A 16,420-nucleotide genomic window follows, 5' to 3' on the forward strand; every position below is an offset into this window, starting at 1 on the left:
ATCCGCTCCCCGCAGCCTCCCGCGGCGGCGCTCGCAGCCAGGACCGATCCGAATGTCGATCTTCGAGCTCTCGTTTCAGTCCGGGGAGGCCTCGCTCTCCGTGCGCCGTGTCGTGATCCAGGAGGCCGTCTCCGAGCTCTTCACCGTCTCGGTGTGGGCCCGGTCCAGGCTCTCGGATCTCGAGCTGGAGCCGCTCGTCGGCCAGAGCGCGTCGCTCCAGATCCAGCCCGACCCCGAGCACCTCCACTGGCTGAGCAGCAGGCTCTGGCAGGGCGTGTGCAGCCACGTGGAGCAGGTGCAGGCCGAGCCGACGGGGCTCTCGACATACTACCTCCGCATCGTGCCGCGCCTCTGGCTGCTCACCCAGCGCCGCGGACACCGCATCTACCAGCACCTCTCCATCCCCGACATCGTCGACGCGCTCCTCGGCGAGTGGGCGATCGAGCCGGCGTGGAAGATCGATCGCGGCGCGTATCCAAGGCTCGAGTACAAGGTCCAGCACGGCGAGAGCGACCACGCCTTTCTATGCCGCCTCCTCGAAGAGGCAGGCATCGCCTACACCTTCCCGGACAGCGGGAAGGACGCCAAGCTCACCCTGAGCGACAAGCTCGAGTCGGAGCCGCTGCGGCCGGGGCCGCCGCTGCCTTACATCGACAACCCCCTCGAGACCTCGGAGCGCGAGTTCGTCACCAGGGTGCGGTTCAGCCACGAGGTCCGGCCCGGCGCGAGCACGATCCGCGGCCACGACTTCCGCAAACCCTCGTTCGCGCTCACCGGCGAGGCGCCCCCGGCGCCCGCGCCCGAGGCGAAGTACGAGCAGTACAGCTACGAGCCCGGCGCGTTCCTCGCCGCGAGCGCCGGGGGCGGCGCGCCCGTCGGCGACGCCAAGGGCGTTTACCGCCACGACCCGAAGCACGGAGCCGATCTGTCGACACGGGTCCTCGCGGCGATGCGCGCCGACAAGCGCGGCGTGCTCTTCGAAGCCAACGTGATCGACCTCTACCCGGGCCGGGTCTTCTCCGTCGATCAGCACCCGCACCCGGAGGTGGGAAAAGGGCCGCTGATGGTGGCCGAGCTCGAGATCGCGGCCTCGCTCGACGAGCCGTGGAGCGTGCACGGGCGCGCGCTCTTCGCCGATTCCAAGGTCCCGTACCGGCCGGCGCGCAAGACGCCCAGGCCGGTCGCGCCCGGGCTGCAGAGCGCGACCGTGGTGGGGCCGCCGGGCGCCGAGATCCACACCGACGAGCTCGGGCGGGTGCGCGTGCAGTTTCCGTGGGATCGCGAGGGCAAGCTCGACGACAACAGCTCGTGCTGGATGCGCGTGAGCCAGGGCTGGGCGGGCGCCGGCTTCGGGATGTTCATGCTCCCCCGCGTCGGCCAGGAGGTGCTCGTGGCCTTCCTCGACGGCGATCCCGATCTCCCCATCGTGGCCGGGCGCGCCTTCAACGGCCGTGAGCTCGTGCCGTACAAGCTGCCTGATCACAAGACGGTGAGCACCTGGAAGAGCAGCTCGTCGCCCGGCGGCGCGGGCTACAACGAGATCAAGTTCGAGGACCAGGCGGGCCAGGAGCTCGTCTACATGCAGGCGCAGCGCGACAGGAACCAGCTCGTCAAGCGCGATGAGGTCGAGCGCACCGGGCGCCACAAGCGGAGCACCGTGGGAGGCGACGAGCACGTGGTCGTGAAGGGCACACGGAAACAGCTCGTCCACGGGGGCGACCACGTGCACGTGAAGCTGGATCAGCGACAGGCCGTCGACGGCTCCGTGTCGCTCACGGTCGCCGTGAACCGGGACGAGCACGTGGGCGCGAACCACGCGCTCGAGGCCGGCGGGCAGCTCCACATCAAGGCGGGCGCGACCCTGGTGCTCGAGGCGGGCCAGCGGCTCACCATCAAGGGGCCTGGAGGCTTCATCGACATCCACCCGGGGGGCGTCGACATCGTGGGAACTGTCGTCAACATCAACAGCGGCGGCGCGCCGGGCGCCGGCCAGGGCGCGAACCCGGCGGCGCCGCTCCAGGCCGAAGAGGCGCACCCCAAGGACACGCCGTCTCCCTGAGACGAGGAGGAGCGAGATCATGCCCGCCGCCGCGCGCCTCACCGATCTGCACACCTGCCAGACGCACCCTGGGCCCACGCCGATCGTCACGTCGGCCAGGACGGTGAACATCGGCTTCCAGCCCGCGGCGCGGGTCGGCGATCGCGCCGCGTGCCCGGCCAGCGCCGCGATCGTCGAGGGCTCGGCGACCGTGTTCATCGAGGGCGCCATGGCCGCGCGGCTCGGCGACGAGACGGCGCCGAAGGGCGCGATCGTGACCGGGTGTCCGACGGTGAACATCGGCTCGACCCCCGAGATCGACGCATTGCTCGCCGCGTCCGCGTCGGGGACTCCATTCCTCGATTGCGAGAGCTGCCGGATGGGCGGCGCCGGGTGAAGGCGCTGCTCCACGTGACATCAGGGCTGCTCGCCGGGCGGCGCGTGCGCCTCCAGGCCGGCGAGGCGCTGCGCGTGGGGCGCCTCGGGCGGGCCGAGCTCGTGATCTCGCAGGACGAGCAGATGGCGCCTGTGCACTTCGAGGCGGCGTGGGACGGCGCCGTCTGTCGGCTCCTCGATCGGAGCCGCCGGGGGACGCTGGTCGACGGCAAGGCGGTCGCCGAGGCCGCGATCGGCGACGGCGCCCTCGTCGTCGCGGGGCAAACCCACTTCCTGCTGCGGCTCGTGCCCGACGATCAGGGCGCCGATCTCCCGCCCGCGCCGCCGCGCCCGCCGCCGTCACGTGAGCTGCTCGCCGCGCGGGCCGCCGCGCTCGCGGCGCTGCAGAGCGAGCCGGAGCCGCTCTTCGCCCTCCTCGACGCCGCCCGCGACCGGCGCATCCTCACGCTGCTGCGCGCCTGCGAGGAGGAGAATCGCTCGCTCTTCGATGGGGTCGCGGGCGAGGCGATGGCCCGGGCGGCGCCGCACCTCGTGCGGATCGAGAAGGGGTCGGCGCTCTTGCCGGTGCTGGTGAACGAGGGGTGGGGCGAGAGCTGGGGAGTCTACCTGACCGGGCGGAGGCCGCTCCGAGAAGTGCGGCAGAGATTGCGGCGGTCGCTGATCGTGAGGGATGAAGAGACGGGGAAGAGGCTCTATTTCCGCTTCTACGATCCGCGGGTGCTGCGGTCGTTCCTGCCGTCGTGCTCTGTGAGGCAGCGGAGCGAGATCGTGGGGACGGAGATCGGCGGATTCCTCGTCGAGGGCGAGGCGGGCGAGGTGCTGCGGCTCGGGTGCGGCTGACGGCGCTGGGCGCCGAGCGCCGAGGACCTCCGCCATCGCGGGCCGCGAACGGGCAGGGGGCGTGAGCGCCTCTCCCGCTGTCGTACCCTCATGATGCGCGGCCCTGCCGGACCTGCACCACCCGCCCGAGCGCGACCGCCTGGAGCGCCACCGGCTCCGCCTCCCGCTCGTCCATCGCCGGGTGCACCGCCGCGATCGCCCGCGCCCGGAAGCGCGCCGAGAGCGGCAGCGCCTCGGCGATCGAGGCCGGCAGGTAGATCACGAGCGGCTGCGTCTCTCCCGCCACGCGCAAGAGGGCGCGCAGGTGCGGCCCGCCCAGCACCTTGCGCTTCTGGTAGTGCCGCTGCTCCAGCAGCGCGCGCTCCACCTGCTCGCTCGCGAGCTCCACCCGGCCTCTCTTTCCGTGGGCGAGCGCCTCGCGGATCCTCCCGCACAGCGCTGCGGCCACGGCGGGCGCGGTCGAGACGCCCGGCGTGGCGAGGAATCTCTCGGCGGTCTCGAGCGCCGCCGCGAGCGCGTCGTCGCCGGTCGCGAGCGGCGTCGCGGTGGAGACCAGGGCCTTCAGCGTCTCGACCTCGTCGAAGGACAGCGAGAGCTCGCCCTCGACCAGCTCGAGCGGCGGCATCGGCATGCCGCGCTTGCCGGCGGCGCGCGCGAGCGCCCCGTGCACGCCCGCGACGTCGGTGGCCGCGCCGCGATCGAGGATCTCGAAGACCTGCGCCCGATCCTCGATCTCGGCGGGCTCGTCGGAGAGGGCCGGATCGTCGGCCTCCGGATCGAGGGGCTCGTCCTCCATCGCGTCGAGCAGGCGCTGCCAGGCCGGCTTGCGGACGATGCGCGGCACGCTCTTCCGATCGAACCAGACGAGCGTCAGCGCGTCCCGCTGCGCCGCCGCCGGCGCGAACGCGGCGCTCGAGTCCGCCGCCGCGCCCGCACCCGCGAACATCGCGCCGATGGTCTGCGGCGCCGCCGGCGCGTGCGGGATCATGCCTGCGGCGCCCGACCCGGGCTGCGGAGCGCCGGCCGCCCAGGGGCTCACCGGCTCGCCGGGCGAGGCCTTGGCGATCGGCGGGGCAGGGATCGGAGAGGGGGTGTTCGGAGGAGGGTTGTTCGAAGGAGGGGTGTTGGATGCGGCGGCGGGGGGCGGCGCCGAGGACGGGGCGACGAAGGGGAGAGGCACCTTCGTCGCCTCCTCGGTGATGTCGCCGGTCTCGCCCTCGATCGAGCTCCGCTTCGACCGGAAACGGGGCGGCTCGGCCGGCCGCGGAGCGGGCGCCTCGGGGGGAGGCGGCGCAGGCGGTCCCGCGCGAAAGGGCATGATCGTCGCCTGCGGCGCGTCGGGCGACTTCGCGTGGATGTCGAGGGTCAACGTCGACGGGCCGAGGGAGGGAGGCTTCACCGTGGGCCCGGCCGGGCCCACGCGCGGCGGCGGCTGGGGCCCCGGCGCCGAGGGGGTGGCTGCCTCGGCGGGCGCCTGCCTCGCGGGCCGCTCCAGCGAGACGCGGATCTGCCCTGACTCCTTGGGGCTCGCGAGCGGGAGCTGGCCTCGCCAGGTCAGCGTGCAGAGGAGGCGATCGGCGTCGATCACGAGCGTGTCGCAGCGCATGGAGAGATCGCGCGGCCCGCCGGCGCGGCCGGTGACGGTCGCCCGCGGGCGGACGCCAGGAAGGCTGGTGACGAGGCGCGGGTGGCGGGGATGGAGGTTCTCGAGCACGATCTGCTCGTCCTCGCGGAGCTGCAGCAGGCGCTGATCGAGCGGAGCGACGTTGAAGAAGGTGCGGTCGAAATCCTCCGGCAGCGGGCTCGAGAGGAGCGCTCCCGACGACCAGGCCGCCGCGTGTTTGCCGAGCCTGCGGTGCCGCAAAGGCCACGTGGGGCCGATGGGCCCGAAGCCCACCGCCGCGATGGGGTCGTCCAGGCTGGTCACGACCCGATCCACGGGGAGGAGGTTCGGGACGGCGGCCCTGCCGCGGGCGTCGCGCGCCGCGCGATGGATGCCCGCAGGGTTGTCCGTGTCCGGCCCGCCCGCGGCGCGCTCGTAGGCGAGCGGCATCGTCGTGAAGTGCGCTCCTTCCAGGAGCTCGCCCTCCTGGGTGAACAGGCGATCGCAGAACACCTGAATGGGTTTATCGATCTCGCCCACCGCCATCCGCGCGATCAGCGACCGCGCGGGGCTGCCGCCGGGCGCGTGGGCGTGGCCGACGAGGACGACATCGGCGCCCTGCTTGAGCGGCGCGAGATCGCTCGCCTCGATCAGGCTGCGCGCGGGGTCGTCGTCCAGGTGCGCGTCGCGCTCGCGGATCGGCTCCTGCGCGGGCGCGAGCGGCGACTCGCCCGGCGCGAGCGTGAAGGTCGCCTTGCAGACGACGGTGAGCACCCAGGTCAAGGAGCGCACCTGCCAGAGGAGCGAGGCGACGGGGAGCGGCCCCTCGGAGACGACATCCATAGGTGGGCCGACGGTACCACCACTCCGGCGGCTCGACTACGAGGCGACCGCCGACATCGCCGCTCGCCATGGCGGGGACACGCTCCTTCGGTGGACATAGAGCAAGATAGGTAAGAGGCGCGCACGACATGGGGTGATGAGGTCGTGACCAGCTCGACGGACAACGATCTCGACGCCCACGGTGCCGTGTCGCTCAGCCCTGCACGGCTCGCCCGACACGAATGCTTCGCGCGCTCCGATCCGCGGCCTCAGCAGATCCGCGGGAGCTGCTCGCCGGAGAGCAGGTCGAGTGTGCGCCGGGTCCCGAGCCGGGTCCTCAGGACAACGCTCCCTTTCCCGTCCCCGACGATCCGGCCGATGCGCGCGGCCCCCCGGCCGAGCGGGTGGTCGCGCAGGCTCGCCAGGGCGCGCTCCGTCTGGGCTTCCGGCAGGAACGCGACGAGCCGGCCCTCGCACGCCACGTAAAGCGGGTCGAGCCCGAGGAGCTCGCACGCACCGAGTACCGCAGGTTCCACGGGGATCTGCGCTTCCTCCACCTCGACGTGGACGCCCGCGTCGAGCGCGATCTCGTTCAATACGGCTGCGAGCCCGCCGCGGGTCGGATCCCGCAGGCAGTGGACGTCGAACCCCGCGTCGATGAGCGCCGCGGCGAGGCCTTGGACCGGCGCGCAGTCGCTCTCCACGGGCTCCTCGAACGCCAGCGCCTCACGCACGGACAGCACCGCGATCCCGTGCCGCCCCACATCGCCGGACACGAGCACGGCATCGCCCGGTCGGACCCGGCGCGGCGCGATGACCACGCCCTCGGGCACCACGCCGATGCCGGCGGTGTTGATGAACAGCCCATCTCCCTTGCCCCGGTCGACCACCTTGGTGTCGCCCGTCACGAGCTCGACCCCGCACGCGTCCGCAGCAGCGCGCATCGACAGCGCGATCTGCTGGAGCTCGCCGATGGGCAGCCCCTCCTCCACGATGAAGCCGGCGCTCAGGTAAGCGGGCCGGGCGCCCGTCATGGCGAGATCGTTCACCGTGCCGTAGACGGACAGCTTGCCGATGTCGCCGCCGGGGAAGAAGCGCGGATGCACGACGTAGGTGTCCGTGGTGAACGCCAGGGACGCGCCGCCGAGCCGCACCACGGCGCCGTCATGGCGTGTCGAGAGAGGAGCGCTGTCGAACGCGGGCAGGAAGACATGCTCGATGAGCTCACGCATGAGCCGCCCGCCGCCGCCGTGAGCGAGCTGGATCGTCCTTTCGCGCAGCGGCGCGGGGCAGGTCATCTCGAACCGCACGGCGGGTCCGCCCTCCGGTAACGGTAGTAGGCCGCGCACGCGCCTTCCGAGGAGACCATCGTGGCGCCCAGCGGGGTCTCCGGCGTGCAGCGTGCGCCGAACGCGGGGCAGTCCGGCGGCTTGATCACCCCCTGGAGCACGAGGCCGCTCTTGCAGTCGGTCTTCGATCGGGGCTCCGGTTCGCCTGCCGGTGCCCACCGCCGCTCTGCATCGTGGTCCGCGTACGGCGCCCGGAGGCCGAGCCCGCTCCCGGCGATGGGACCGATGCCTCGCCAGGTCCGGGGCACGATCTCGAAGACCTCCCGGATCATGCGCTGCGCGGCCTCGTTGCCGGCCTCGCGCACCGAGCGGGCGTACTGGTTCTCCACGTCGGTGCGGCCCTCCTCGAGCTGCCGGACGCACATGAAAATGCCCTGGAGGATATCCATCGGCTCGAAGCCCGTGACCACGATGGGGACGCGGTGCTCGGCGGCGAGCGGACGGTAGGCGTCGATGCCCATCACCGTGCACACGTGGCCCGCGGCGAGGAACCCGTCGACGCGCCGATCCGGCGCCCGGAGGATCACCTCCATCGCAGGCGGCACGAGCACGTGCGACACGAGGAGCGAGAAGTTCCGGATGCCGCGGCGCCGCGCCTGGAACACCGCCATCGCGTTCGCGGGCGCCGTGGTCTCGAAGCCGACCGCGAAGAAGACGACCTCACGATCCGGCAGGCGCTCGGCGAGCGCGAGCGCGTCGAGCGGCGAGTAGACGACGCGCACGTCGCCGCCCCTCGACTTCACCGCGAACAGGTCGTCGCTGGAGCCGGGGACGCGCAGCATGTCGCCGAAGGAGCAGAACGTGACCTCGCGCCGCGAGGCGATCTCGAGCGCACGATCGATGAGCTCGACCGGCGTGACGCACACCGGGCAGCCCGGGCCGTGGAGGAGCGAGATCTCCGGGGGCAGGAGCTCGTCCAGGCCGAAGCGGACGATGGCGTGCGTCTGACCGCCGCAGACTTCCATGATCGACCAGGGGCGAGAGACCACCCGCCGGATCGCCTCCACGTACGGCCCGACGCGCTGCGCGTCGCGGTACTCGTCGATGAACTTCATCGCGGCTCCTCCCCCTCGCGCGCCGCGCCGAGCTCGTCGAGGTAGGAGAGCGTCCGTCGCGCCGACGCCTCGTCGATGCGGCTGATGGCGAAGCCCGCGTGCACGATCACGTAATCGCCGGCCTCCGCCTCCGGCACGTAGGCGAGGCAGATCTCCTTGACGATCCCGCCGAAAGCGACGCGGCCGAGCCGGAGATCGCCACCCGCGACGCCGAGGACCTTGCCGGGGATGCCGAGGCACATCGTCACCTCTCCATCGCGTGCGATTCCGCGTGCGATTCCACGTCCGATTCCACGTCCGATTCCGCGTCCGCGCCGCGCCGCGCGGCCACGAGGACCTGGCCGAGCGACAGGCCGCCGTCGCCCGGCGGGTAGAGCCTCGGCGCGTAGACCTCCACGCCTCGCGCCGCGAGGCGCTCGCGGATCGACGCGGCGAGGAGCGCGTTCTGGAAGCACCCGCCCGCGAGCACGATGCGCCCGAGGCCGCTCGCGGCAGCGAGCGCCTCGGCGACGTCCGCGAGCGCCGCGTGAAAGCGGGCCGCGATGACGCCCGGCGGCACGCCGTCACGCCGATCGTCGAGCACCGCGTCGATCAGCGGTCCGAAGTCGAGCACCGCCGGCACACCGGGCGCGCCGGCGCGCAGCGGCAGCGGATAGCCCGCCTGCGCGCCGGCCGCCTCGGCCAGGCACTCCAGCTCCATGGCGGCCTGCCCCTCGAAGCTCGCCGCCCCGCGCAGGCCCGCGAGCGCCGCTACCCCGTCGAACAGGCGCCCCACGCTCGTCGTGCGCGGCGAGCTCGTCCCGCGCGCGAGCATGGAGAGCAGCGGGCCGAGCTCGGCCTCGCGGAACCAGGAGCGCGCGTGGTCCCGGGCGCCCTCGCCGCGGAGCTCCCAGAGCAGGCCGAGCGCGGAGCGGCGCGGCTCCCTCATGGCGCGCTCGCCGCCCGGCAGCGGGAAGGAGCGGAGGTGCGCCGTGCGGCGGAACGACGCCCCGTCCACGACCAGCGCCTCGCCGCCCCAGAGGGCGCCGTCGAGCCCGTAGCCGGCTCCGTCCCACGCGAGGCCGAGGACAGGTCCGTCGAGGCCGTGCTCGGCCACGCAGGCGGCGACGTGCGCGTGGTGGTGCTGCACCCGGACGAGCGGCGCGCGGAAGGCCGCCGCGAGCTGCTCGGCGATGCGGCTGGACGCGTAGTCGGGGTGGAGATCGCAGGCGACGCGCTCCGGCCGCACCCGGAACAGGCGCGCGAGGTCGAGGGCCGTGCGCTCTATGAGGGCGGCGCCCTCCGCGGTGTGCGCGTCGCCGAGGTGCTGGCTGACGACCACCTGGCCGTCGAAGAAGAGCGCCGTCGTGCTCTTCAGGTGGCCGCCGAGGGCGAGGATCGGCGGGGCGTCGACCCGCAGCGGGAGAGGCAGCGGGGTGAAGCCGCGCGCGCGGCGGAGGAGCTCGACGCCGGCCGGCCCGACGCGGGCCACGGAGTCGTCGAGGGGGCGCACGATCGGCCGGTCGTGCACGAGGAACAGGTCGGCGATGCCGCTCAGGCGCTCCAGCGCGTCCGATGTGTCGGTGCAGATAGGCTCGTCCGAGAGGTTGCCGCTCGTGCAGACCACGGGCCGACCGACGAGCTGGAGCACCAGCCGGTGGAGCGGCGTGTAGGGCAGCAGCGCACCCAGGCGCGGCGTCCCCGGCGCGACAGCGTCGGCGACGGCGACCCGCGCGGCGGCGGGCGAGAGGCGCCGCAGCAGCACGATCGGCGCCTCGGGACCGCGCAGCGCGTCCGCCTCCGCGGGAGACACGCGGCAGGCGCCGCGCACGGCGTCGAGCGAGCCGAACATCACCGCGAACGGCTTGGCGTCGCGGCGCTTCCGCCGGCGCAGGAGCGCGACAGCGTCCGGCGATGTCGCGTCGACGAGCAGGTGGAAACCACTGAGCCCCTTCACGGCGACCACCTTCCCCGCCAGCACCGCGGCCGCGGCCTCGCGGAGCGCGCCATCAGGCGACCCGGAGCCCCGAATGCCGGGCTCCAGCGGGTCTCCGGCTGCGGCGACGAGCTGGACGCGCGGGCCGCATGCAGGGCAGGCGATGGGCTCCGCGTGGAAGCGCCGGTCCGAGGGGTCCGCGTACTCCGCGGCGCACGCGGGGCACATCGGGAAGCGATCCATCGTGGTCCTGGCCCGGTCGTACGGGATCCCCGAGAGGATCGTGTAGCGGGGGCCGCACTGCGCGCAGCTCGTGAAGGGGTAGCCGCGGCGGCGGCCGGTCTCGCTGTCCACCTCGCGGGCGCACTCCTCGCAGACGGCGAGATCCGCGGGCACCGACGGGCGCGCCCCGCTCCCCGCCTCGCTGGCGAGGATCTGGAACGGGCCGGCATCTTCCTCGGCCCGCCGCTCGATCTCGATGCGCTCGACGCGCGCGGGCGCGCTGGGCTCGCGGGTCAGGCCGGCGATGAAGGCGTGCAGGCTGCGCTCCGGCCCCTGCACCTCGATCTCGACCCCGCCGGGGCCGTTCCGCACCCAGCCGCCCAGGCCGAGCGCGGACGCGCGCCGGTACACGAACGGCCGGAAGCCGACCCCCTGGACGATGCCGTCCACGCGGAGCGCGAGGCGCGGCACGGCTACTCCACCTCCAGGGCATCCAGGCCGAGCCCCAAACGCCCGAGGAGCGTCGCCTGGTCGCCGCCGCAGCGCGGGCAGAGCAGCACGTGATGGTCGGGCGCGTACGTGCCGCCGCAGGAGAGGCAGCGCGCCTCGACGCGGTGGAGCCGCAGATCGAGGCGCGCCCCCTCGGCCGGCGTGCCGCGCGCGTGCGCCGCGAAGTGGAGCGAGAGGCTCTCCGGCGAGAGCGCCTCGGCCTCGGCCACCCAGCCGCGCACCGAGACGACCCGCGTCGCCCCCTCGGCCGCGGCGCGGTCCAGCGCGGCGGAGAGCAGCTGTCGAGCGATGGACGACTCGTGCACGGGCTCACCCTCCGAGGAACGAGAGGACGCGGGCGGCAGCCCGGGGGACCGCCGCGGCCACCTGGGGCGAGAGGCCGGGCTCGTCCGACGCGCGGGGCTCCGGGTCGCCTGACGGCGCCCTGCGCCCGCCGATGCTCACGCCGACGATGCGGATGTCGGGTGAGAGCCGGTCCGGCGCCGTGATGCGAGCAAGCTCGATGGCCTGCCCCACGCCGAGGCCGTGCGTCGAGACCGGGACAGGCGCACCGGCGGCGAGATCCGAGGGGGAGAGCTCGAGCACCTCTCCGGGCGGCGACGCGAGCACGGCGTCGACGACCACGACCGTCGAGGGCGTCTGAAGGAGCGAGACGAGCGCGGTCGTGTCCCTCGCCTCGACGACCTCCGCGTCGTCCGGCAGACCCTGGCGGCGCAGCGCCTCGAGCACGGCGAGGCCGGCAGCGTCGTCCCCGGCGGCGCGTTGCCCGAGGCCGATGATCCGCGTGGTCATCGCGGCGCCTCCTCGACGCGCAGGGTGAGGAAGTGCGTCGCGCAGGAGATGCAGGGGTCGTGGTTGCGCACGGCCTGCTCGGCGCGCGCGGTCGCCTCGCGGAGCGGCAGCGACGCCAAGGACGGCGACATCGCGCAGAGGTCCTCCTCGATCGAGAGCTGGTTCTGCGACGTGGGCGGGACGATCTTGGCGTCCAGGATCGTCCCCTCGGCGTCGAGCGTGTAGCGGTGGTACAGGAAGCCGCGCGGCGCCTCGGAGCCGCCGTAGCCCGTGCCCGCGCGGAGCGCAGGAGGCGCGACGAACGGCGCCGGCGGGGGCGCGTACGCCTCGATGATCCGGATCGACTCCTCGAACGCTTGAAGGATCTCCACGAGGCGCACGAGCAGGCTCCGGAACGGGTTGCGGCACGGGACGGCGAGGCCGGCGGCGCGCGCTGCGTCCTGGACCTCGGGGAGCAGGCGATCGAAGCTCAGGTTGAAGCGCGCGAGCGGCCCGCACAGGTAGCTGCCGCTGCCGTGGATCCTCGATCTCAGCGCGGTCGACCAGGAGACGTGCTCCTCGATGAAATGTGCGTCGTAGTCGCGCACCTCGATGCCGAGCCCGCCCGAGGAGACGAGGCGCCCCTCGGTGATCGCGTACACGTCGTCGCTGCGGAGCGCGACGAACTCGTAGGGCCGATCGAGCTCCGGGCACGGCAGCGTCGCCATCCAGGAGAGGCACGCGCGCGTGCGCTCACTCCCGGCGCGCAGCTCGGGGAGCAGGCCCTCGAGGTCCGCGCGGGACGGCGCGCTGTAGAAGCCGCCGACGCGGGTGTTGACCGGGTGGATCTCGCGGCCCCCGAGGAGCGCGACGATGGCGTTCCCCGCCTTCTTGATGGCGAGCCCCTTCGCGACCCAGTCGCGGTGATCGCGCGCCATGGCGACCGCGTCTGGGTAGCCGAGGAAGTCGGGCGCGTGCAGCAGGAAGACGTGCAGGGCGTGGCTCTCGATCCACTCGCCGCAGTAGAGGAGGCGCCTGAGCGCGCGGAGCTCCGGGCCGAGCTCGATGCCGAGCGCGTCCTCCATCGCGCGGCACGCGCTCGTGATGTACGCGACCGGGCAGATGCCGCAGATGCGGGACGTGATGTCGGGCGCCTCCGCGTAGCCCCGGCCGCGGAGGAACGCCTCGAAGAACCGCGGGGGCTCGAAGATCGAGAGGCGCGCCTCCTTCGCCCGCCCGTCCTCGATCACGAGCGTCAGCGAGCCCTCGCCCTCGACGCGGGCGAGGTAGTCGACCGCGATCGTGCGCGTCTCAGCGCTCATGCCGCTCGCTCTCCGCGCGGAACGCCGGGGCGTTCGCGTTGAAGGTGCGGTGGAGCCGCACGAGGTCGCGCTCCGGCACGCCCGCCGCCCGGAACGCGCGCGAGAGCGACTCCATGTTCGGCGCCTCCATGGGCCCGAAGCAGCCGTAGCAGCCGCGCTGGTAGGTCGGGCAGAGCGCGCCGCAGCCCGCGTGCGTCACCGGGCCGAGGCAAGGCGTCCCGGTCACCATCACGCACACGTTGCCGCGGCTCTTGCACTCGACGCAGACGCTGTGGCTCGCGACATTGGGCCGGCGCTCGTGGAGAAAGGCGCTGATCACCTCCAGGAGCTGGCGCTTGTCCACCGGGCAGCCGCGCAGCTCGAAGTCGACGGGGACGTGGTCGGCGATCGCCGTGGAGGTGGCGAGGGTCTCGATGTACGCGGGCGAGGCGTACACGACCGACAGAAACTCACGTACATCCGCGAAGTTGCGCAGCGCCTGGATGCCCCCGGCCGTGGCGCAGGCGCCGATCGTGACGAGCGACTTCGACAGCCGCCGGACCTCGCGGATCCGCTCCGCGTCGGCGGGCGTCGTGATCGACCCCTCGACCAGCGACAGGTCGAACGGCCCCTCGCGCTCGAGGCTCGTGGCCTCCTTGAAGTAGGCGATGTCGATCGCGGCGGCGAGCGACAGGAGCTCGTCCTCGAGGTCGAGGACGCTGAGCTGACAGCCGTCGCACGAGGCGAACTTCCACACGGCGAGCTTCGGCTTCACGCGGCGCGCCATGGCGCTCACAGCTCCCGGACCGCGAGCAGCGGTCCCACGCGGTCGTAACGGAGCACGGGGCCGTCCTTGCAGATGAAGCTCGGCCCGAGCTGGCAGCGGCCGCAGATCCCCACCGCGCACTTCATGTTCCGCTCCAGCGAGGCGTGGACGCGCTCGCCGGGGACGCCGCGGCGCTCGAGCTCGCGCGCCGTGAAGCGCATCATCACCTCCGGCCCGCAGACGAAGGCGACCGCGCGGCCCGGCTCGAAGTCGGCGAGGCGCAGGAGGGCCGGCACGACGCCGACGTGCCCGCGCCACCCGGGCCCTGCGCGATCCACGGTCACGAGCACCTGCAGGTCGGCGCGACGGCTCCAGCGATCGAGCTCCCTGCTGTAGAGCAGGTCCTCGGGCCCGCGGGCGCCGTAGAGCAGCGCGACGCGGCCATAGGCGGCCCGGTGCCGGAGGATGTGGCAGAGCGCCGGCCGCAGCGGCGCCATCCCGAGCCCTCCGGCGAGGAGCAGCACGTCCTCGCCGCGCGCCTCGTCGACGGGCCACGAGCTCCCGAACGGACCGCGCAGCCCGAGCGCCATGCCCGCGCGGAGGCGCCCGAGCGCGCGGGTGACCGGGCCGACCTCGCGGATCGTGTGCAGGAGCCGATCGGGCCGCGCGGGATCCCCGCTGATCGAGATCGCGACCTCGCCGACCCCGAAGGCGTAGAGCATGTTGAACTGGCCGGGCGCGAAGGCGAGGCCGCCCGGGCGGCCCGGCAGGTCGATCGTCGCCGTGAAGGTGGTCGCCGTCTCGCGGTGGACGCGCCGCACGCGCGCCGGCTCCGGCGCCCAGGGGTTTGGCGCTGGCTGGCGATCCGCAGCCCCAGGCGGCGAACCGGTGCCCCTGGGGATCGCTGGGTCCGGAGCGACGGGCAGCGGGATGTCCCGCGGCACGAAGGTCATGGCTCGGCCCTGTAGACGTCGAGCCGCTGCAGCCGCACGCGCTCCAGCCGCGCGTAGAGCTGCCGGAGGAGGCGCAGGGACACGGCGTATCCGAGCGCGGGATCGGCGTCCGAGCACGCCCGCAGGTGCGCTGCGTCGAGCCCGATCGAGCGGACCGGCGTGACCGCCCGCGCGTCGAGCACCCATCGCCGCGGCGGGAAGAGCCAGTGCAGGCCCAGGATGTCCCCGCCCGCGAGGCTCTCGACCTGCACAGGGGCGCGGCCGGGGCGGTGGATCTCGAGCGTCACGCGCCCCTGCGCGAGCAGGTAGAGCGTGTCCGCCTCGCCTCCCTCCCGGAGGAGGAACGCCCCCTCCGGGAAGCTCCGCGCAAACGCGCCCTCGGCCAGGCACGCGAGGTGCGCGGCCGGGAGCCCGTCCAGGAACGGGTGGGCCCCGAGGATGGGGAGGACCTCCTCCGCCTTCATCGGCGCCTACCCCTTCCCGGCGGCGACGGCGCCATCTCCGGCCCGGATGGCGGCCGCCTCTTCGGTGATGTCGATCCCGACGGGGCACCACGTGATGCACCGGCCGCAGCCGACGCAGCCGGACGTGCCGAACTGATCGATCCACGTGGCCAGCTTGTGCGTGAGCCATTGCCGGTAGCGGGCCCGGAGCGAGGCGCGGACGCTGCCGCCATGCAGGTACGAGTGGTCGAGGGAGAAGCACGAGTCCCAGCGCCGGAAGCGCTCGGCCGTCTCGCCGGAGGGACCCAGGTCCCCGCCCTCGTCGACCGGGAGGTCTGTCGCGTCCTCGATCGTGCTGCAGAAGCACGTCGGGCACGCGAGCGTGCAGTTCGTGCATCCGAGGCAGCGCTCGGCCACGTCATCCCAGCGGGGGTGCTCGAGGTTTCGATAGAAGAGCTCCTTGATGCCGTCCGTATCGAGCTTCCTGCCCATCTGGGTCGCCGTGCGGCGTGAGACCTCGAAGGCTGCGCGGGCGTCGCCCTCGCCCGCGGTGGAAGCGCCAGCGCGAGCGAGCAAGGAAGCGCCGGCGTCGCTGCCCACCTCGACGAAGAAACGGTGGCCATCGTCGAGCAGCTCGGTCAGCGCGAGGTCGAAGCCACGCTCTGCGCGCGGCCCCGTACGCATCGACACACAGAAGCACGTCCCGCCGGCCTGTCCGCACTGCACCGCGATCACGAAGAGGCGCCTGCGGCGCGCCACATAGTCGGGATCCGGACGCGGGCCGTCGACGAAGACGCGGTCCTGCACGTCGATCGCGGCGAGATCACACGCCCGCGCGCCGAGGACGGCGAGGCGCGGAGGGGCCTCGGCCTCGTCGGTCCGCGAGATGGATCCGCCTCGCCGCCTGAGCTGCACCAGGCGAAGCCGGGGGACGAACAGGAGGTGCTTGAGCGACCGCGGCCCGACCGCGTAGCCGAACAGCGCCTCGTCCGCGCGCCTGGCGAGCCGGTAGCGGCCGGCCTCCTGCTGCTCGGTCCAGCCGGCTGGGAGCTCCTCCGCGCCCTGGATCTCGTCGTACACGATGGCCCCGTCGCGGAGCGTGGGACCGATGAGGCGGTATCCCTCCTCCCGCAGGCCCTGGAGGAGCGCCGCGATGTCCGGCCGGCCGAGCACCGCGCGATCGCCAGGGCGGAAGCAGACCGGTTCACAGCTCATGTCGGCCCCCCAGGCCGTGGCGAGCGCGGCGGTGCCTCGCACCGGTAAGAGCGACCGCCGTCTCGCGCTTCAATCACATCCACCCCGCACCGCCAGTGCGAGCGATCCGCGACCGCCCAGCGCCCAGGCGCGACAGCGCCCGATGTGCACTGGATGGACGGTCCTCTGGCAGCTCGCGCATCCTCCGAGCCGTTTGAGCACGACGTGTGCCGGCGCGGATA

Annotated in this window: 15 protein-coding genes; 3 read left to right on the plus strand and 12 right to left on the minus strand. The window is 73.4% G+C overall.

Going from position 1 to position 16,420, the window contains the following annotated elements; all coding sequences use genetic code 11:
- Nucleotides 1–52: 52 nt before the first annotated feature.
- From POL72_RS47435 to POL72_RS47445, 3 genes are read left to right on the plus strand one after another with little or no spacing between them, the layout of a single operon-like run.
- Nucleotides 53–2,059 (plus strand): type VI secretion system Vgr family protein, encoded by a 2,007-nt coding sequence (locus tag POL72_RS47435; protein WP_272103714.1) that lies wholly within the window; start codon nt 53–55, stop codon nt 2,057–2,059.
- Nucleotides 2,060–2,078: 19 nt separating this feature from the next.
- Entirely contained in the window at nt 2,079–2,435 is a 357-nt protein-coding gene (locus POL72_RS47440; RefSeq protein WP_272103715.1) for a PAAR domain-containing protein, read from the plus strand.
- Nucleotides 2,436–2,449: 14 nt separating this feature from the next.
- Nucleotides 2,450–3,274, plus strand: a complete 825-nt coding sequence (locus POL72_RS47445; RefSeq protein WP_272103717.1) for a DUF4123 domain-containing protein — start codon at nt 2,450–2,452, stop codon at nt 3,272–3,274.
- Nucleotides 3,275–3,362: 88 nt separating this feature from the next.
- Here the strand turns inward: POL72_RS47445 and POL72_RS47450 are convergent, their stop codons facing one another.
- From POL72_RS47450 to POL72_RS47505, 12 genes are all read right to left on the minus strand, one after another.
- On the minus strand, nt 3,363–5,720 hold the full coding sequence (locus POL72_RS47450) for a DUF2169 family type VI secretion system accessory protein (protein WP_272103718.1): 2,358 nt from the start codon (nt 5,718–5,720) through the stop codon (nt 3,363–3,365).
- Between the two features lie 248 nt (nt 5,721–5,968).
- A complete protein-coding gene (gene hypE, locus POL72_RS47455) occupies nt 5,969–7,009 on the minus strand; it encodes a hydrogenase expression/formation protein HypE (RefSeq protein WP_272103719.1) in 1,041 nt (346 codons plus the stop codon).
- Complete coding sequence (gene hypD / locus POL72_RS47460; protein ID WP_272103720.1) at nt 6,994–8,103, minus strand: hydrogenase formation protein HypD; 1,110 nt, start codon at nt 8,101–8,103, stop codon at nt 6,994–6,996. The genes hypE and hypD overlap by 16 nt, the downstream gene beginning before the upstream one ends.
- On the minus strand, nt 8,100–8,345 hold the full coding sequence (locus POL72_RS47465; RefSeq protein WP_272103886.1) for a HypC/HybG/HupF family hydrogenase formation chaperone: 246 nt from the start codon (nt 8,343–8,345) through the stop codon (nt 8,100–8,102). The genes hypD and POL72_RS47465 overlap by 4 nt, the downstream gene beginning before the upstream one ends.
- 2 nt (nt 8,346–8,347) lie before the next feature.
- On the minus strand, nt 8,348–10,711 hold the full coding sequence (gene hypF / locus POL72_RS47470) for a carbamoyltransferase HypF (protein WP_272103722.1): 2,364 nt from the start codon (nt 10,709–10,711) through the stop codon (nt 8,348–8,350).
- Nucleotides 10,712–10,713: 2 nt separating this feature from the next.
- A complete protein-coding gene (locus tag POL72_RS47475; protein ID WP_272103724.1) occupies nt 10,714–11,055 on the minus strand; it encodes a hydrogenase maturation nickel metallochaperone HypA/HybF in 342 nt (113 codons plus the stop codon).
- Nucleotides 11,056–11,059: 4 nt separating this feature from the next.
- Nucleotides 11,060–11,542 carry a hydrogenase maturation protease gene (locus POL72_RS47480; RefSeq protein WP_272103726.1) on the minus strand — a complete coding sequence of 161 codons (483 nt, stop codon included), beginning with the start codon at nt 11,540–11,542 and terminating at the stop codon, nt 11,060–11,062.
- Entirely contained in the window at nt 11,539–12,843 is a 1,305-nt protein-coding gene (locus tag POL72_RS47485; protein ID WP_272103728.1) for a Ni/Fe hydrogenase subunit alpha, read from the minus strand. The genes POL72_RS47480 and POL72_RS47485 overlap by 4 nt, the downstream gene beginning before the upstream one ends.
- Entirely contained in the window at nt 12,833–13,597 is a 765-nt protein-coding gene (locus tag POL72_RS47490) for an NADH-quinone oxidoreductase subunit B family protein (protein ID WP_272103729.1), read from the minus strand. The genes POL72_RS47485 and POL72_RS47490 overlap by 11 nt, the downstream gene beginning before the upstream one ends.
- 17 nt (nt 13,598–13,614) lie before the next feature.
- Complete coding sequence (locus POL72_RS47495) at nt 13,615–14,541, minus strand: FAD/NAD(P)-binding protein (RefSeq protein WP_272103730.1); 927 nt, start codon at nt 14,539–14,541, stop codon at nt 13,615–13,617.
- Nucleotides 14,538–15,005 carry a cyclic nucleotide-binding domain-containing protein gene (locus POL72_RS47500; protein ID WP_272103732.1) on the minus strand — a complete coding sequence of 156 codons (468 nt, stop codon included), beginning with the start codon at nt 15,003–15,005 and terminating at the stop codon, nt 14,538–14,540. Before POL72_RS47500 ends, POL72_RS47495 begins: the two co-directional genes overlap by 4 nt.
- Nucleotides 15,006–15,011: 6 nt before the next feature.
- On the minus strand, nt 15,012–16,199 hold the full coding sequence (locus POL72_RS47505) for a 4Fe-4S dicluster domain-containing protein (protein WP_272103734.1): 1,188 nt from the start codon (nt 16,197–16,199) through the stop codon (nt 15,012–15,014).
- Nucleotides 16,200–16,420 lie beyond the last annotated feature (221 nt).

Origin of the sequence: Sorangium aterium (assembly GCF_028368935.1) — a bacterium.
GTDB lineage: Bacteria > Myxococcota_A > Polyangia > Polyangiales > Polyangiaceae > Sorangium > Sorangium atrum.